Source organism: Terriglobales bacterium, assembly GCA_035454605.1.
In the GTDB taxonomy this organism is placed as follows: Bacteria; Acidobacteriota; Terriglobia; order Terriglobales; family Acidobacteriaceae; genus DATMAB01.
In genome coordinates this window covers 1-15,533 of sequence record DATIGQ010000214.1, presented here as the reverse complement: position 1 = coordinate 15,533, position 15,533 = coordinate 1, and the positions used below count along the sequence as shown (strand labels likewise).

Sequence of the window (15,533 nt, the reverse complement as noted above, 5' to 3'; positions counted from 1 at the left end):
CGACTACTGGGGCTACTACAACGTCTGCTTCTTCGGAGACGAGGTACGCGATCCGGGGCGAAACATCCCGCGGGCCCTGCTGTATTCCATCGTGGCCGTGGCCAGCATTTACATCGTGATGAACATCAGCATCCTGGGCGTGATGCCGTGGCGGGAGCTGGACGATGCCGCGCGCACTGATACGCGCTTCTACATCATTTCCATCTTCATGGAGCGCCTCTACGGAAGCTGGGCCGGATATGTGGTGACGGTGCTCATCATGTGGACTGCGTTCGCCTCCGTGTTCTCGCTGTTGCTGGGGTACTCGCGCGTGCCCTATGCGGCGGCTCTGGACGGAAACTACTTCCGGGCTTTCGCACGCGTCCATCCCACGCATCGCTTTCCGCATGTCTCGCTGCTGGCGCTGGGCGTGGTCGCCGCCGCCTTCTGCTTTTTGCGGCTGGCGGACGTGATCGCGGCGCTGGTAGTCATCCGCATCATGCTGCAGTTTCTGGTGCAGGCGGTGGGAGTGATGGTGTTGCGGTGGCGGCGGCCGGACATGCCGCGCCCGTTCCGCATGTGGTTCTATCCGCTGCCGGCCCTCCTGGCCATCACCGGTTTCCTCTACGTGCTGATTTCGCGCCAGAACTTCCTCAAGGAAGTGCGGTATGCGGTAGTGATCCTGGTGGCGGGGACCACGATTTTTCTGTATCGCGCCTGGCGCCATCGGCACTGGCCGTTCGCGACCGCCGTGGACGCAGTCCCCCAGGGCGACTGAGGCCCGCGGGTGCGGGCCTCAAGCTCCGCTGTGCTAACCTTGCCGGATTCGCGGAGTCTAAGTCCCGGCGCTCCTGCTTTTTCTGCGGGTGTGCGCCTGCGAATGGCTGCTTCCCGGACACCTGAAGCCCCGTACCTGATGGCCGATACCGAGAATCCCGTCAGCGTGGTCGCGGCATCGCAGGAGGACTACCTCTCCGCCTTCGCGCCCCTACGCGAGCCGCTCTACCGCAACCTGTGGGCGGCGGCGGTGATTTCCTACACCGGCACGTGGATGCACAACCTGGGTACGGCCTGGCTGATGACCTCGCTCACCACCTCGCCCATGCTGGTGGGTCTGGTGCAAGCGGCCATCAGCCTTCCCGTGTTCCTGGTGGTCCTGCCGGCGGGCGCCTTGGCGGACATGATGGATCGTCGCCGGCTGCTGCTGGTCACCCAGGCCTGGATGGTGGTGATGGCGGCGATCCTTGGAATCCTGACCATCTACGGCGTCGTGACGCCCGGGATCCTGTTGCTGCTCACGTTCCTGTTGGGCCTGGGCGCGGTGATGAACGATCCCGCCTGGCAGGCGATCATCCCCGAGGTGGCATCGCACCAGAGGCTGCCGCAAGCGGTGGCGCTGAACTCGGCCGGGTTCAACATCGCCCGCGCTGTTGGTCCGGCGATTGGCGGATTGATCATTGCGGCCACCAGCTCGGGCGTGGCCTTTCTGCTGAACGCAGCTTCGTTCTTCGGCGTGATCCTGTTCCTGCACCGCTGGAAGCGCGTCCATCACGATATTCCACTCCCGCTGAACAGCATCATGGGCTCGATGAAAGCGGGTTTCGAGCACCTGCGCCAGTCGCCGCCGGTGCAGTCGGTGCTGGTGCGCTCCGGCTTGTTCAGCGTGTTCGCCAGCGGAATGTGGGCCATGCTGCCGCTGATCGCGCGGCCGCACGGTTCCATCGGATTCGGCTTCCTGCTGGGGTCGTTCGGTTTCGGGGCGCTGCTGGGCGCGGGCCTGTTGCCGCTGTTCCGGCGCATGGCTTCGCTCAACGCGCTGGTCTCAACGGCGACGGTGGTGTTCGCCGCGGTCACGGCGGCACTGGCCTACCTGCAGGCGTTTGCTGCGCTGTGCGCTACGCTGCTGGTGGGCGGCTTGGCCTGGATCGTCATCCTGGCGAGCCTGAATCTTTCCGCGCAGACGATGTCGCCGACCCGGCTGCGGGCGCGGTCGCTCTCCATGTATTTACTGGTTCTGCAAGGAGGCTTGGCGGCGGGAAGCGCCCTGTGGGGAGCCGTGGCCGAGAACTCGAGCATGATGACCGCGCTCCTGGCTGCTGCTACCGGACTGATGCTGGGGTTGATGGCCGTGCGTCGGCATCCGCTGCGCGTGGGAGCCATCATTTCCTCCGCCGCCTAGAAGGCCAGTCGGCCAGCGCTGAGGTAAGATATCCGCTCGTTTTTTCCCACTCTGCAAAGGAGATTGAAATGAGGAAGCAGTCCTTCGGAGCATTACTGTTGATTCTGGTCGTGAGTTGCGCAGCGTTCGCGCAGGATGCAGCCAAGAAGGAGCCGGGCCCGCCGCCGACGGTGACCAAGGTGGCGCACAACCAACTGGGTTGGGTGGAGGGTGAAATCGTCCCGGCCGCGGAGGCGATGCCCGAGGACAAGTTCGACTTCGCGCCCTCACAGGGCGAATTCAAGGGCGTGCGCACGTTCCTGCAACAGATCAAGCACGTGGCTGCCGTGAATTACATGGTGGGCGCTGCCATCCGCGAGGAGAAGATCCCGGTCGATATCGGAAGCGGGGAGAGCGGGCCTGACTCCATCAAGACCAAGGCTGAAGCGGTGAAGTTCCTTAAGGATTCCTTCGCGTACCTCCACGGAGCCCTGGATGCGGTGACGGCGGAGAACGCTACGGCCTGGATCAAGAGCCCATTCGGGGATGGTCGGACCACGCGACTGGGTATGTCCATCGTTGCCGTGGCACACCCCTTCGACCATTACGGCCAGCTAGTGGTCTATCTGAGGATGAATGGCATCATCCCGCCGGCCAGCCGACCACAGCAGAAGTAGGAACTAGGGAATCATCGCTAGACAGGACGTGAGAAGTTCTGTGCCGCGGCGTCGGCGTTATCGAACATGCTGACGATGGCGCTGACGTTGGTCAGCTTGAGGACCTCGGCCACCAGGCCCTTGGCGCCGGCCAGCCGCAGTTCGCCGCCGGATTGCCGCAGCTTACCAGAGCAGGCGACCACGATCCCGATTCCCGTGCTGTCGATGTGATCGAGTCCGGAAAGGTCGAGGATCACTTTTTTCTCGGCAGACTTCACCAGATCCGCGATCTGCCACTCCACGTGCTGGGCGTCACGCCCCAGCGTGAGGCGCCCGGCCAGTTGCAGCACGACGATGTCCGGATCAATGCGCTTGGTTTCTATGGTCAGCAAACGCCCTTCCTTTCGATACCTTTTTAGGAAAAAGGCATCTTAGGGGCGGGCGCCGCTCGAAGTCAAACGGCGGGAGAATCTCGGGGGCTAACGACTGGGGACCGGGGCCTTGGAAGCTGCCTTCTTCGCTTTGGCTTTTCGGCTGGTCCACTCGGCGGTGAAGGCGCGGGTCTTGGCCCAGTGCTCGGCTTTTTCCAGATGGTCGAGAAGAGTGCGGCGCAGAGCCAGCGCAGCCAAACCGACGGCGAAGATCCACCAGTTGAAGGCGTTGATGACCGTGCGGAAGGGAAACAATTGCTCCGCCAGTTCCGCCACCGGCCGCACGATGGCCGTGGCGTAGGCTAGAATCAGCGTCCCCTCGAAGAATTGCGTGCGCAGCCAGCCCGCGCCCAGGGCGACAAACAGGAAGAATGATATCGGAACCGTGACCGTGGCCAGCGCGAACAGGATGCGGAATCCCTTGATGCTGCGGTATACGCGGCGGGCCGACTCCAGGTCGATCACGGGCATGCTGCCGCTCGCAATGCCGGAAGAAAAGGCGCCCGAACCGGCGGTGGCGCCAGCCATGGCCAGCATGCCGCTGACCGGACGAACCAAGGCCGGCTTCGGCCGAGGTGGAACCCATCCCGGTTTCGGCTGATCCGGATAAACCACTACGGAAACGTCTTGGGGATGCTTGTTCAAAGCGCCGCCTCCGCTGCACGGCCAAACTGCAGCTTGAGGCTACCCGCCTTTCCAGAGAGCGTAAAGGTGCCCAAAGTAATGACCATCGTAACCATCGTTGGTTACCTGTAACCATTTGCAATGAAAGCAGTTAACAGTCAATTCGCTCCGCTCGGGTTGCCGGCCAACGGCGGGCAGGGCAGAATGATCATCGCATGACGAAACGTCTTGGCTCCTCACGATTGCTCCTGGCCTGGCTCTGCCTCTTCGTGGCGAGCCGCGCGTGGCCCCAGCCGGAGCCCGGAAGTGCCTCACCCAAACCGGATCTGCGGCCGCAACTGGTGGTAGGCACGGACGTGTTCCATCACCTGGTGGGCACTCCGCTGGTGGCGGAAGCCAAGCTGGATTGGCGCTTTGCGATTCTCGAGAACGACAGTGTCAACGCCTACTCCGACGCCAAAGGCCGCGTGTGGGTTGCGGGTGGGCTGGCGCAGCTATTGAAGGAGGACCGAGGACTGTGGGCTGCCGTGCTTTCGCACGAGGTGGCCCACGTGATTCTTCGCCATCCCAACCTCGCGTTGAAGGGGTTACACCTGGCGTTGCCCTACGTGTTCGGCAAAGTGTTGCGCGACCGTGAACACCGAGCCGACGCCACCGGCATGATGCTGATGGCCACGGCGGGATACCATCCCGATTCCATGTTTGTTCTGCAGGATCTGCTGCGGCAGGCCCGTGGGGAAATGCCCAAGCCGCTGGCATTTTTTTCCACCCATCCGCGCTGGGAAACGCGGGAGCAGCACACCCAGCAAGCCTCTCAGGAAGCGCTGGCGGAGTTCGAGCGCCGGTGGCCGGACGCAGCTCAATCACCCGGGGGGTTGCCGCCGCTGCTGGTTTTCCTCGGCGAACCTCAAGTCAGTGTTACCCCGGAGGCGCAAGCCGCGGAACTCCGCGTTCCACTGCATTGCCGGAATGCGCGGGGCCCCATCGCCGTAGTGGTGAAGCCGCAGGATGCCGGCAACCCCTGGAAAGAACTGCGGCAGGAAACGCGCTGTCCTGAACAGGAAGACGGAGTGGTGAGAATGCCGTTGGACGAAGGGGAAGCCGCCTCGCAGCGGAGCTTCCGCGTGAAAGTGAGCATCTACGATGACGAAGGACGCCTGCGCGCGATCTCCAAGTCCTTCGAGGTGCACCCTTCGTCGCGGTAGGTTACCGTCCGTATCGTGCCATCACCTTGGCTTCGGCGAGTACTTTCCCTTTCATCGCGCGCTCCACATCCGCCTTGGTTGCACCGGACTCCAGGTCGAGCATCACGCTAAGCGCATACAACTTGAAGAAGTAGCGGTGGGCCTACCCGGCGGGGGGCAGGGCCCGCCGTATCCGAGACGACGGAAATCGTTGGTTCCTTGGCGTCCGCCCTGGGGAACGTCCTTCTGCTTGGGAACGCCTTCCGGCAATTCGCGCATGGTTGCGGCAAGATCGTAGACCACCCAGTGCACCCAGGTGCCGACGGGCGCGTCCGGATCGTCGGCGATGAGCGCGAAGCTCTTGGTGCCGGCCGGAGGCTCGTTCCAGCGCAATGCCGGAGAGACGTCCGGCCCGTCGCAGGTGTACTTGCGCGGGATGTCGCCGTTGGAAGGGAAGGCTGGGGACTCGATGGAAAGAGACATGGCGTGCCCTCCTCCAGTCTGAGCTTGGCCGAATACTGCCGGTCCAAGGCATGCGACCACGGTCGCGAGGAAGAATGCCGGTAAGATTGCCTGCGTTCGATGCCGGCCTGTCCGTCGCACGGCCACACCGAATCCTCAGTTGGGAATGGCCGGTGGAGGTGCCGTCATCAGCTCCGTGAAGCGGGGATCTTTGCGTATGGTGACAAACTCTTCGTCCTTGTAGACGTCGCCGATGTCCTTGTAACCCTGTTCCATGGCCTTCCTCAGATTGAGCAGGCTGCGCTCCGTGTCGCCGATGTGCGCATACATCCGGGCAATCACGTAGGCGTAGCGGGCGCGGTCCGCAGGCGAGGCCATGTGCGCCGAAACACTGGCCGTACTGGAGCGCCGTTCAAAGACATCGGGATCCAGCTCCAATGCGCGCAGGTATGCGGCCGTAGCTTTCTCGTATTGCTTGCGCGCGAAGTATGCCGTTCCCAGGTTGCTATGGAAGCTGGCCCATTCCGGCAGCACCTGGATGGCGCGCGTGTAGTACTTGACGGCGCGTCCGTAGCTCTTCCGCATGTAGTAGACCACCCCCAGGTTGTTGAGGGCCTGGCCGTATTTCGGGTCCAGTTTGATAGCTTTTTCGAAATTCTTCTTGGCCCGGTCATAGCGCAGCATTTGCAGTTCCGACATGCCCATCTTGTTGTAGAGCACGGCGGTCGAGCGCTGCTTCATTCGGGTCAGGGCGGCGCGATAGTAATCGATGGAGTCGGCAAAGAATTTCTCCGCGCGCAACTCGTCGCCACGCGCTTCCAGTTGCTCTGGCGTCCAGTCGGCCGGAGGCGGTTCGGCACGACGCAGCTCCGCCGGCGTGGTGGCTGCCGTATCCTGATCGGCCGGCGGAACAAAAGCTCCCGGGGTCTGTGCGGCAAGTGGAAGGCTGAACAAGACCAGGCAAATGAACCAACCAGCGTGTGTCACGGCATTACCTCCTACTGGGGCGCGCGATCGCCCCCGCCCTGGCTGGGGGCGGGTTCCGGCTGGGCGGGGGTGGGGCGCGCTTCCTTCTTTTCGTCTTTGAAAATGCCTACAACCTTCCCCAGAAAGCTCTTCTTTTTGGCCGGGGCGGCTTCGGAGCCAGCCGGCGGCTGGCCCGTAGGCGGCGAACCCTCCCCGGAGGGCGGAACGTTTCTAGGATTAGACACCACAACCGGGGTGGTCGGATGCCCGCCGATGCCGAGCAACCGCTGGGCCAATCCCTTCAGCCCGGAACTCTGTTCGCAGGTTTCCTGAGGCTCGGTACCGGCGATGAATGTGGCAAAGTAGGTTTCCGGGCAGGCGGGTGTGGCCAGCAGGTTGGTGGCCTTGTCGATCTGTACGCCCACGATACCGGTGGGGGGACTGAAGGACCGCGAGCGTCCGTATTGCGGATGCTGGATGGCCTTCTTCATGAACTCCGCCCAAATGGGGGCAGCGGTAGTTCCGCCGCTCATGTGCAGGTCGCTGTAGTCGTCAAAACCGACCCACACGATGCAGAGCAGCTCGGAGGTATAGCCGGCAAACCAGGCGTCGTGAGAGGTACCGGTCTTGCCGGCTGCGGGGGCGGAGAAGCCACGCGCGCGCACCCCGGCAGCGGTGCCCGAGTTGATGACCACCTCCATCATTTTGGTCATGACGTAGGCCACGCGCGGATCGAGCACCTGTTTGCGCTCCGCCTGAAACTCTTCCACCGGCCCGCCCGTCGCGGTACGTACGGCGTTGAGCAGCCGGGGTGAAACTCGAACTCCCTGATTGGAGAACACGGTGTAGGCCCCGGCCATATCCAGGGGCGTGGCATCGTAGGCGCCCAGGGCGGCCGCTGGAGTGCCCGCCACAGACTTGATGCCGGCGGCGCGGGCCAGCTCTGCCACCTTGTCAAAGCCGATCTGCTCCGCCAGCCGCACGGTGGCGTTGTTGAGCGAGAGCGCCAGCGCGTAGCGGGCAGTGACCAAGCCGTGGTACTTCTCCTGATAATTCCGCGGCTCGTAGACCTGGTCGCCGTAGAGGAAAGTCGTGGGCGAGTCATCGACGAGTGAAGCCGCAGTCACGACCGGCTGCTGGCCGGTCACCGCAGTGTTGATTGCCGCGGCGTACACAAAGGGCTTGAAGACCGACCCCGTGGGCCGCTTGGCCACCACGTGGTTGAGCTGGCTGGAGCCATAATTGCGGCCGCCCACCAGCGCCAGCACCGCCCCCGTGTGGGCATCCATGGCCACCAGCGCCACCTGAGGCATGGGGCCTGCCTGCACTCGGTTCTCGAACTTACCCTTTCCAACGGGCACGCGGCGGGTGCGCTTCTTGATGAGCTCCGCGTCGACTTCCTTCAGTCCCTGCGCGACGGCATCAGCAGCGTAACGCTGCAGATCGGGATCGAGGGTGGTGTAGATGCGGTAGGCACGCTCGTTGAGATCAGCTTCGCTGTAGCGCTCCAGCAACTGATCCTTCACCAGGTCTACGAAATAAGGAGCATCGCTGGCTTCCACGTTGGGCGGAGCCAGCTTCAGAGGAGCGGCCTTGGCGCGCTCGGCCTCGTCGCGCGTGATGGCGCCGGTTTCCACCATGCCGTCGAGCACCAGGTTGCGCCTCGCCTGCGCCCGTTCCGGATACTTGTATGGAGAAAGATAGCTGGGCCGTTGGATCAGCCCGGCCAGCAGGGCCGCCTCGGGCAGCTTCAGGCTGCGCAGGTCCTTGTTGAAATAGGAGCGCGCCGCCTCGCCAAAGCCGTTGATGGCGAACGACCCTCGCTGTCCCATGTACACTTCGTTCGCGTACAGCTCGAAAATTTGCTCCTTGCTGAAGCGGTGCTCAAGCAGGAAGGTGATGAGAATCTCGGTGAGCTTGCGCTTGACGGTTTTTTCCGGGGTGAGAAAGAACCGCCGGGAAAGCTGCATGGTCAGGGTGGAGCCGCCCTGCTGGCGGTGCCCTTCCCAGAGATCGATGAACACGGCCTGAGCCAGCCGCCAGTAGTTCACTCCCCCGTGCTCGAAGAAGCGGCGGTCCTCGATGGCCAGCACGGCGTCTCGCAGCGCTTTGGGAACTTCTTCATACTGCACCAGACGGCGCTTGGAACGCTGCTCGCTGTCGAACAAAGCGGTCACCAGGACCGGTTCCAGGCCGTAAGACGCCGCCTCGCTGCGGGAGCCGCTGCGCGTCACCACGATGCGCGAGACCTGCCCGTCGCGGAAGAAGATACGCCCTTCCTGGGCGGCAAAGTAGGATTCCGGGCCGGGCCGGACCTCGATGCTGTCGCCGAGCATCTTGTAGCTGCCCATGCGGGCCGCGGATTGTTCCCCCTCGGAGAGATAACCCGCGCGCCGTAGCTCGCTGGCCACATCGTGCACCGTTAACCGGTCGCCCACCCGCACCAGCCGCGGCGCCGCATAGATCTTGGAGGCGTTGCTGAAGATCTGCCCGCTCATGCGCCGCTCCACCAGGCGGTCGTACTTGAGGTAGACCCAGGTGATCAGGCTCAGGCCCACTACGGCGACCAAGATCGCCGCCGAAACGAGGATCTTGCCAGGAAGGCTGGGAGGGACGCGGAGCCAGCTCAAGAAGCGCGCGGCGCCCAGGCCGCCCCTGCGCTTCGAACGCGGCGGGATTTTCCTTCTTGCGGGCACAGTCAACAGGTGAGAGTAAGGCTACGGCCAGAGCCTTGATTATTAGATGCTAGTGCCCGGGTCGCTGTCACCCTCTTGCCCACATGAGCCCGGGGGCCCGACTGGGTGGCCGGGGTGGTCGACATCGCAGAGCCGGCCCTAGAACCTTGCCCCGGTTTGGGCCTTGTTCGAGGTGGAAGGCCTGAACTTCAAGTCCACCGGCCGGCCGGGCAAGTCCACGTGCACCGTATACTCCGCCCAGATGGTCAGGCCATTCGAATCCCGCAGTACGTGAACCTGCTCCGCCCGGAGCGGGATGTCGAGATCCCTGGCTTTCTTGAGCACGATGTCCACGATCTCGGCCTCGCTCTTGTTGGAGTACGAGCCCAGCCTGGCCTCGCTTTCGATGGCATCCTCGAGCTGGAAGTTCGCGAAATAGGGCGGGATAAGCCGATAAGCCAGATAAATGCCGGCCACAACCACGGCCAGTCCAATCAACGCCTTCAACGTTCTCATGGGGGCCTGCCTCCGGATTCACCGGCCACCGGAACGGCCGGGAGGGAAAAGACTCCGGATTACGTCTACAACTGCGCCGATGGTAGCATCCTGCGTTTGGCGTGTCGAGCGCCGCACCACCTCTACCTTGCCCTCGGAAACCTTCTTGCCAACAGTTACGCGGAAGGGAATGCCGACCAGGTCGGCGTCCTTGAACTTGACTCCGGGACGTTCGTCGCGATCGTCGAGGAGAACGTCATAGCCCGCGCCCTCCAGTTGCTCCGCCACCGCGACGGCGGTTTCCAGCAGCTTGCCATCGCGGGCGTTGGTCGGCACAACGACCACCTCGAACGGAGCGATCTGCGGTGGCAGCCAGAAGCCATCGGCATCGTGGCTTTGCTCCACGGCCGCAGTCAGGATGCGCTCCATGCCGATGCCGTAGCTGCCCATGATGGGCGTGACCTCCTTGCCCTCCTGGTCGAGCACGCGCGCACCCAGTGACTCAGCGTACTTGTAACCCAGTTTGAAGATGTGACCGATCTCTACCGCCTTGGAGACGCGCAGCGGATGCCCGCAATTCGGGCAACCCTCGCCGGCTTCGGCGCTGCGCACATCCACCCACTGCGGGACGGCAAAGTCCCTCTCCGGGGTGATGTTTTTCAGGTGATAGTTTTCGCGGTTGGCGCCGGCCACCAGGTTCTTCCGCCCGCGCAGCGCCTCGTCCACCATCACCCGTGCCGGCGCGCCTTTGTAGGACATCTTCTCCGTGCCGATGGGCCCCAGGTATCCGGCGGGTGAGCCGAAGATCTCCTCGATCTCCTCCGCATGCATGGGGCGAAGCGCTTCTCCCGCGGGCAGCGCCGCGGCCAGCTTGGCTTCGTTGAGCATGTGGTCGCCGCGAACAAAGACCACCAGTGGGTAGATCTTCTCGGCATTCAGGTCGCCGGCCATGTAGGCCAGCGTCTTCATCTTCTGCCTGGGAGAGACTTTGAGGAACCGGGCCACGTCCTCGATGGTCTTCATGCCCGGGGTCTCCACCGGCAGAGGTCTGGCGTCGCCTTCGGGCATGAGATCTTCCACCGGCTCCAGGCGCGAGGTTGCCTTCTCCAGGTTGGCGGCGTAACTGCATTTCTCACAACTGGCCACCATGTCCTCGCCGGCTTCGGTCATGACCATGAACTCGTGCGACTGTGAGCCGCCCATGGCCCCGGAGTGCGCTTCCACCACCACGTACTGCAATCCGCAGCGGTCGAAGATGGCGCAGTAGGCGTCGTAATGTTTCTGGTAGCTCGCGTCGAGTCCGGCGGCGTCCAGGTCGAAGGAATACGAATCCTTCATGATGAACTGGCGCACACGCAGCAGGCCCGACTTGGGACGCGGCTCATCACGGAACTTGGTTTGGATCTGGTACCAGATCTGCGGCAGTTGCTTGTAGCTGCGCAGCTCCTTGCGCGCGATCTCGGTCATGACCTCCTCATGGGTCATGCCTAGGCACAGGTCGGCGCCTTTGCGGTCTTTCAGGCGGAACATGTTCTCGCCCATCACCGTCCAGCGCCCGGTTGCGTCCCACAGCTCGCGCGGGTTCAGGGCGGGCAGATAGAACTCCTGCCCGATGCGGTCCATTTCTTCGCGCACGATGGCCTGGATCTTGAGCAGCGCCCGCTGCCCCAGGAAGAGGTAGGAGTAGATGCCGGCGGCGAGCTGCCGGATGTAGCCTGCGCGCACCAGGAACTTGTGGCTGGCGACCTCGGCGTCTGCCGGGGCCTCGCGCAGCGTGGGGATGAACAGTTGCGACCAGCGTTGCATGGAGCTCCTTGCTTTCGAATCGGGTGAATCGTTCATTCTAAAGGATGGCCCTGCGCGGAGCCGATTCCCGAGAGGCCGGGCTGCGTATAATGGGCGTCGCGCCGCGCTCCACGGGTCCGGCAGCAGACTAGACGATGCAACCGGCCGAAGCCACTCCCGTTACCCAGGACGAGCGCACCTTCGCGGTGCTGGCTCACGCTCTGCAGATCGTAGGAACCTTCATCGCCCCGCTGATCATCCTGTTGGTCAAGCGGAACTCGCGCTTCGTGACTTTCCACGCCCTGCAGGCGGTGTTCCTGCAACTGGTGTACATGCTGATCTGGCTGGTGTTCTTCGGGAGCATCATGGCGGTGGCCATCATGGGAGCGGCCGGCGGAGGCAAGTCCGGACCACCGCCCGCGTTCGTCGTCCTCTTTCCCATCGCGTGGCTGTTCGGCATGGCAGGCTGGGCCATCATGCTCATCCTGGCCATCGTGTACGCTATCAAGGCGGGCCGGGGCGAGTGGGCGGAATATCCGGTACTGGGACGCATGGCGCGCGGCATGCTCGGCTTTTGAATCGGCCCATGCGCTCCGACCGCAACCTTTTCGCCGATCTCAGCGTCGGTTCCGACATCGCTCGCGCCTGGACCCTTCCTGCCGACCTCTACACCGACCCTTCCGTGCTGACGCACGAGCACCAGCATCTTTTTGGGAGGACATGGCAGGTGGCGGGACGTCGCGAGCAGGTGGCGCGCCCGGGTGACTACTTCACCTGCCAGATCGCCGACGAGCCGCTGCTCGTGGTGCGCGACGGGGAAGGGAAGCTGCGCGCTTTCTACAACGTTTGCCGGCACCGCGCCGGGCCGCCCGCCGAAGGATGTGGATCGCGCAAAGTCTTCCGCTGCTCTTACCACGGCTGGACCTACGGTCTGGATGGCCGCCTGATCACGGCGCCGGAATTCGAAGGCGTACAGGACTTCCGCGAGGAAGAATTTGGTCTGCGGCCCGTGCCCGTGGAAGAGTGGGCGGCATGGGTGTTCGTGAATCTCGACGACTCCGCCGAACCGCTGCTGACTGCGCTAGGCGAGCTGACGCGGCAGGCCGAACGCTTTCCGCTCGAGCGCATGCGGTTCTTCGAGCGGCGTGAGTACGTGATGCAGTGCAACTGGAAGACCTACGTGGACAACTACCTGGAGGGCTACCATCTGCCCAGCGTCCACCCCGGCCTGAACCGGGAACTGGACTATGGCCAGTACGTCACCGAGACCTTCGCACGCCACTCCCGCCAATCCAGCCCCATCCGCGGTCCGGAGAGCGAACGCGATGCGCCTCGCCGCTATCCGGATGCCGCCGGGCTCGCTGCCGAGTACTTCTGGATCTTTCCCAACTGGATGCTGAACTGCTATCCGGACAATGTGTCGCTGAACATCGTCATGCCGCTGGCGGCGGAACAGACGCTCGCCATCTTTGAGTGGTACGTGTTGGCGGAGTTGATGATGAGCGATGCCGCGCAGGCCGGAGTGCGCTTCAGCCACGAGACCCAACTCGAGGATGGCGACATCTGCGAGAAAGTGCAGCGCAACCTGCGCTCCCGCAGCTACCAGCGCGGCCGCTTCAGCGTCCACCAGGAGAAAGGCGTGCACCACTTCCACCGGCTGTACGCGGAGTGGATAAAGCGCGACTAGCCTCACTTGGTTCCTTCATCGCTTCGATCAGGTACCGCGCCGTGAGTGGCTCGCCGGTTCCGTCCTTCATGATCTCGTCCAGCGGCAGCCGCCCTCCGCGCACGAAGAACTTCTCATGCAGGTAACGGCCGGCCTCCGGCCCCCACTTGCGACCGAAGCGCTGGTCCACAGCATGATGAATCTGCCGGCCGACCATCTCCGCCAAGACGTAGCTTTGCAGATAGATCGGGCCCGTGGAATAGAAGGGATCGAACGCCCACGTCGCCGTGCCGTGCATGTCCACGCCCAGGTACTCGGAGTAGATCCGGTTGTAGAGCGCGACCAGGTCCTGATCGGGATTCTCGTAGGCGGCGAACTCGAACTGCGAATCCGCCATGGTGTCCCGCAGGTCGAACATGGACTTCAGCCGGTAGCGCTCCTGGATGGCGCGAACCTGCTGCGCAGAAAGCCCGAAGTACGGTTCTGCGATCTCGTCGCGGTAGAGCAGCAGCGCCATCACCTGGCCCAGCCCTTCGCCGTAGGCTTCAGCGTAGTTGGCGCGCAACAGGAACGAAGGCTCGCGCATCAGCGTGAAGTGCAGTCCATGGCCGGCTTCGTGCAAGAGCGTGTCCGTGAAGCGTATGCCCTTGTACTTGTTCACCACGATGCGGGCCTGCTTGCCGTAGTAAATGGGATAGGTCCCGCCGCCAAAGGTGATGTCGGCAATCACCACGTCGGTGCCCAGCTTCTCGAAATCGAAGCCCAGCGCCCGGCTCAGCTTCTGAATGCGCGGCCAGGCGTCGTCCGGCGGCAGCAGCGTTTCTTCGAAACCGGCGGTGAGTGTGGAAAAGTAGTACTCGAGATCCCAGGGCTCGACTTTCTCCACCTTCAGCTCACGGCGCATGCGTTCCAGCAGCTTCTTGTAGTCGGCCTCGGTCTCGCGGCGGATCTCCTCGAACCATGCCATCAACCGCTTGCGATCGGTCTGCTTGCGCTCCAGCATGAAGTCCGAAAAGGCGCGCCCGGCATGGCGCTGCCCCAGCGCGTCGCGCAGCTTCATGGCCTTGCGTACGCGCTCGCCGGTCAGCACCGTGATTTGCGCTCGCGCCTCCCAGGCGGCGCGCCGCAGCGCGCGATCCGGCTCGTGGCCTACGATGTTGTTCAGCTCCGCCCGGGTCAGCTTGCGCTCGCCCACCTGGTAGCGGATAGCGCCCTCGTCGCGCTCGATTTCTTCCACCAGCCGGGCCAGTTCCGTGTCGGCCGTGATCCGGGCCTCGATCGCCTCCTGCAGGAAAAGCTGGCGGCGCCGCTCGAGCGTCGGGTCGTCAAGGTGCGCCGCCCGCAGCTTCGCCAGGAATTCCGGCTCCGTTAGGACGTCGCGGATGCGCTGCCGGATGGGCACGGTCGAGAGCTTGTCGTTCCCCACGGCGATCTCGCGGTCCGTGGTCCAGTAGTCGGCCCAAAGCTTTTCCAGTTGCTCTTCCTTGGTGTCGAGTTGGCGGACCAGGCCCTCGTCTTGCGAAAGCGCGATGGCGGGCACCAATAGAACGGAGAGAAGAATCAGGGCAAAGGCTTTCATGCGGAGCGGCTATTACATCACAGCCGGTCAGAACAGTCCTAGCTGGTGCTCGGCCAATTGCTGGTGTGCTCTCCCTACGCTCTGCGCCGGCCGCTTGTCCGCGCCGATGCCGTATTTCCTGCGCAGGCGCGACATGAGCTGCGAGATCTCACGGCGATAGTCATGCGGCAGGTATGCCCGCTTGCCATAACGCCGCCGATACTCCGAGGCCAGGTGAGCGAAATGCTGCTCCACGAAGGGCAGGAACACTTGCAAAGAACAGGGCTTCAGGAACAGGGCGTTGTTGGCCACCATGCGCGCGCCGGCGTTGGCCGCAGCCCGCACTACCGCCTCCAGATTCCGCGGCGAATCCGTGATTCCGGGCAGGATGGGCGCGCACATCACGCCGGCCTCGATCCCTGCTTCGACCAGGCCGCGAACAGCTTCCAAACGCAGATCGGGACGCGGGGCCCGCGGCTCCAGCAGGCGCGCCAATCTGGCGTCGGTGGTGGTCACCGTCACCAGGACGGTGAAATGGTTGTGCGCACTTACCTGCTGCAACACGTCCACATCGCGCAGAATCAGGCTGGATTTGGTCACCATGCTCAGCTCGAGGCCGCGGTGCCGTGCCAGTTCCTCCAGAATGGTGCGGGTCACGCCGTAGCGGCGTTCCGCCGGCTGGTAGGGATCGGTGGCGGTTCCGATGGCGATCATCTCTCCGTCGCGCACCTGGCGCAGATCGCGGCGCAGCATCCAGCCGGCATTCTGCTTGGCATAGATCACGCGCTCGAAGTCGCGCCCGTCGCGCAGCTCCATGAACTCGTGGGTGTAGCGCGCATAACAGTAGTGGCAACCGAATTCGCAGCCGCGGTAGGGATTGATGGTCCAGCGGAA

The 15,533-nt window shown here is 63.6% G+C and carries 16 protein-coding genes; 6 read left to right on the top strand and 10 right to left on the bottom strand.

Annotated elements, in window-relative coordinates; translation table 11 throughout:
- The 3 genes from VLE48_15185 to VLE48_15175 all read left to right on the top strand — a co-directional run.
- Positions 1-757 (top strand): APC family permease (locus VLE48_15185; protein ID HSA94356.1); only part of this gene is annotated, 757 nt, incomplete at its 5' end.
- A gap of 138 nt (positions 758-895) precedes the next feature.
- Positions 896-2,158, top strand: coding sequence for an MFS transporter (locus tag VLE48_15180; GenBank protein ID HSA94355.1), 1,263 nt, complete (start codon positions 896-898; stop codon positions 2,156-2,158).
- Between the two features lie 68 nt (positions 2,159-2,226).
- On the top strand, positions 2,227-2,814 hold the full coding sequence (locus tag VLE48_15175) for a DinB family protein (protein ID HSA94354.1): 588 nt from the start codon (positions 2,227-2,229) through the stop codon (positions 2,812-2,814).
- 17 nt (positions 2,815-2,831) lie between these two features.
- Here the strand turns inward: VLE48_15175 and VLE48_15170 are convergent, their stop codons facing one another.
- Together VLE48_15170 and VLE48_15165 are read right to left on the bottom strand one after the other, a co-directional pair.
- Positions 2,832-3,185: an STAS domain-containing protein gene (locus tag VLE48_15170; protein ID HSA94353.1), complete on the bottom strand. Its 354-nt coding sequence runs from the start codon at positions 3,183-3,185 to the stop codon at positions 2,832-2,834.
- An 87-nt stretch (positions 3,186-3,272) separates the two neighbouring features.
- A complete protein-coding gene (locus tag VLE48_15165; GenBank protein ID HSA94352.1) occupies positions 3,273-3,782 on the bottom strand; it encodes a hypothetical protein in 510 nt (169 codons plus the stop codon).
- 281 nt (positions 3,783-4,063) lie between these two features.
- On the opposite strand from VLE48_15165, the gene VLE48_15160 reads away from it, so the two are divergent.
- The gene (locus VLE48_15160; GenBank protein ID HSA94351.1) at positions 4,064-5,053 is read left to right on the top strand and encodes a M48 family metallopeptidase; all 990 of its coding nucleotides are present in this window, start codon (positions 4,064-4,066) and stop codon (positions 5,051-5,053) included.
- 1 nt (position 5,054) lies between these two features.
- Here VLE48_15160 and VLE48_15155 read toward each other — a convergent pair whose 3' ends face one another.
- The 6 genes from VLE48_15155 to VLE48_15130 form a co-directional block, all read right to left on the bottom strand.
- Positions 5,055-5,156, bottom strand: coding sequence for a hypothetical protein (locus VLE48_15155; protein HSA94350.1), 102 nt, complete (start codon positions 5,154-5,156; stop codon positions 5,055-5,057).
- Complete coding sequence (locus VLE48_15150) at positions 5,156-5,515, bottom strand: YbhB/YbcL family Raf kinase inhibitor-like protein (GenBank protein HSA94349.1); 360 nt, start codon at positions 5,513-5,515, stop codon at positions 5,156-5,158. The genes VLE48_15155 and VLE48_15150 overlap by 1 nt, the downstream gene beginning before the upstream one ends.
- A 135-nt stretch (positions 5,516-5,650) precedes the next feature.
- On the bottom strand, positions 5,651-6,481 hold the full coding sequence (locus tag VLE48_15145; GenBank protein ID HSA94348.1) for a tetratricopeptide repeat protein: 831 nt from the start codon (positions 6,479-6,481) through the stop codon (positions 5,651-5,653).
- A gap of 11 nt (positions 6,482-6,492) precedes the next feature.
- Positions 6,493-9,030: a PBP1A family penicillin-binding protein gene (locus VLE48_15140; protein ID HSA94347.1), complete on the bottom strand. Its 2,538-nt coding sequence runs from the start codon at positions 9,028-9,030 to the stop codon at positions 6,493-6,495.
- Positions 9,031-9,294: 264 nt separating this feature from the next.
- The gene (locus VLE48_15135; GenBank protein ID HSA94346.1) at positions 9,295-9,651 is read right to left on the bottom strand and encodes a hypothetical protein; all 357 of its coding nucleotides are present in this window, start codon (positions 9,649-9,651) and stop codon (positions 9,295-9,297) included.
- An 18-nt stretch (positions 9,652-9,669) separates the two neighbouring features.
- Positions 9,670-11,436: a proline--tRNA ligase gene (locus VLE48_15130; protein ID HSA94345.1), complete on the bottom strand. Its 1,767-nt coding sequence runs from the start codon at positions 11,434-11,436 to the stop codon at positions 9,670-9,672.
- Positions 11,437-11,570: 134 nt separating this feature from the next.
- Between VLE48_15130 and VLE48_15125 the strand changes: the two genes are divergently transcribed.
- A complete protein-coding gene (locus tag VLE48_15125; GenBank protein ID HSA94344.1) occupies positions 11,571-11,993 on the top strand; it encodes a DUF4870 domain-containing protein in 423 nt (140 codons plus the stop codon).
- An 8-nt stretch (positions 11,994-12,001) separates the two neighbouring features.
- Positions 12,002-13,102 (top strand): aromatic ring-hydroxylating dioxygenase subunit alpha, encoded by a 1,101-nt coding sequence (locus VLE48_15120; protein ID HSA94343.1) that lies wholly within the window; start codon positions 12,002-12,004, stop codon positions 13,100-13,102.
- Here the strand turns inward: VLE48_15120 and VLE48_15115 are convergent.
- Positions 13,032-14,660, bottom strand: a complete 1,629-nt coding sequence (locus VLE48_15115) for a hypothetical protein (protein HSA94342.1) — start codon at positions 14,658-14,660, stop codon at positions 13,032-13,034. The two genes, VLE48_15120 and VLE48_15115, sit on opposite strands and share 71 nt — an antisense overlap.
- Positions 14,661-14,687: 27 nt before the next feature.
- Positions 14,688-15,533 (bottom strand): radical SAM protein (locus tag VLE48_15110; GenBank protein ID HSA94341.1); only part of this gene is annotated, 846 nt, incomplete at its 5' end.

Coding starts and splice junctions, on each gene's coding strand:
- VLE48_15135 (HSA94346.1), bottom strand. CDS start 9,651: ATGAGAACGTTGAAGGCGTTGATTGGACTGGCCGTGGTTGTGGCCGGC.
- VLE48_15155 (HSA94350.1), bottom strand. CDS start 5,156: ATGCTCGACCTGGAGTCCGGTGCAACCAAGGCGGATGTGGAGCGCGCG.
- VLE48_15160 (HSA94351.1), top strand. CDS start 4,064: ATGACGAAACGTCTTGGCTCCTCACGATTGCTCCTGGCCTGGCTCTGC.
- VLE48_15120 (HSA94343.1), top strand. CDS start 12,002: ATGCGCTCCGACCGCAACCTTTTCGCCGATCTCAGCGTCGGTTCCGAC.
- VLE48_15125 (HSA94344.1), top strand. CDS start 11,571: ATGCAACCGGCCGAAGCCACTCCCGTTACCCAGGACGAGCGCACCTTC.
- VLE48_15130 (HSA94345.1), bottom strand. CDS start 11,436: ATGCAACGCTGGTCGCAACTGTTCATCCCCACGCTGCGCGAGGCCCCG.
- VLE48_15150 (HSA94349.1), bottom strand. CDS start 5,515: ATGTCTCTTTCCATCGAGTCCCCAGCCTTCCCTTCCAACGGCGACATC.
- VLE48_15115 (HSA94342.1), bottom strand. CDS start 14,660: ATGAAAGCCTTTGCCCTGATTCTTCTCTCCGTTCTATTGGTGCCCGCC.
- VLE48_15180 (HSA94355.1), top strand. CDS start 896: ATGGCCGATACCGAGAATCCCGTCAGCGTGGTCGCGGCATCGCAGGAG.
- VLE48_15175 (HSA94354.1), top strand. CDS start 2,227: ATGAGGAAGCAGTCCTTCGGAGCATTACTGTTGATTCTGGTCGTGAGT.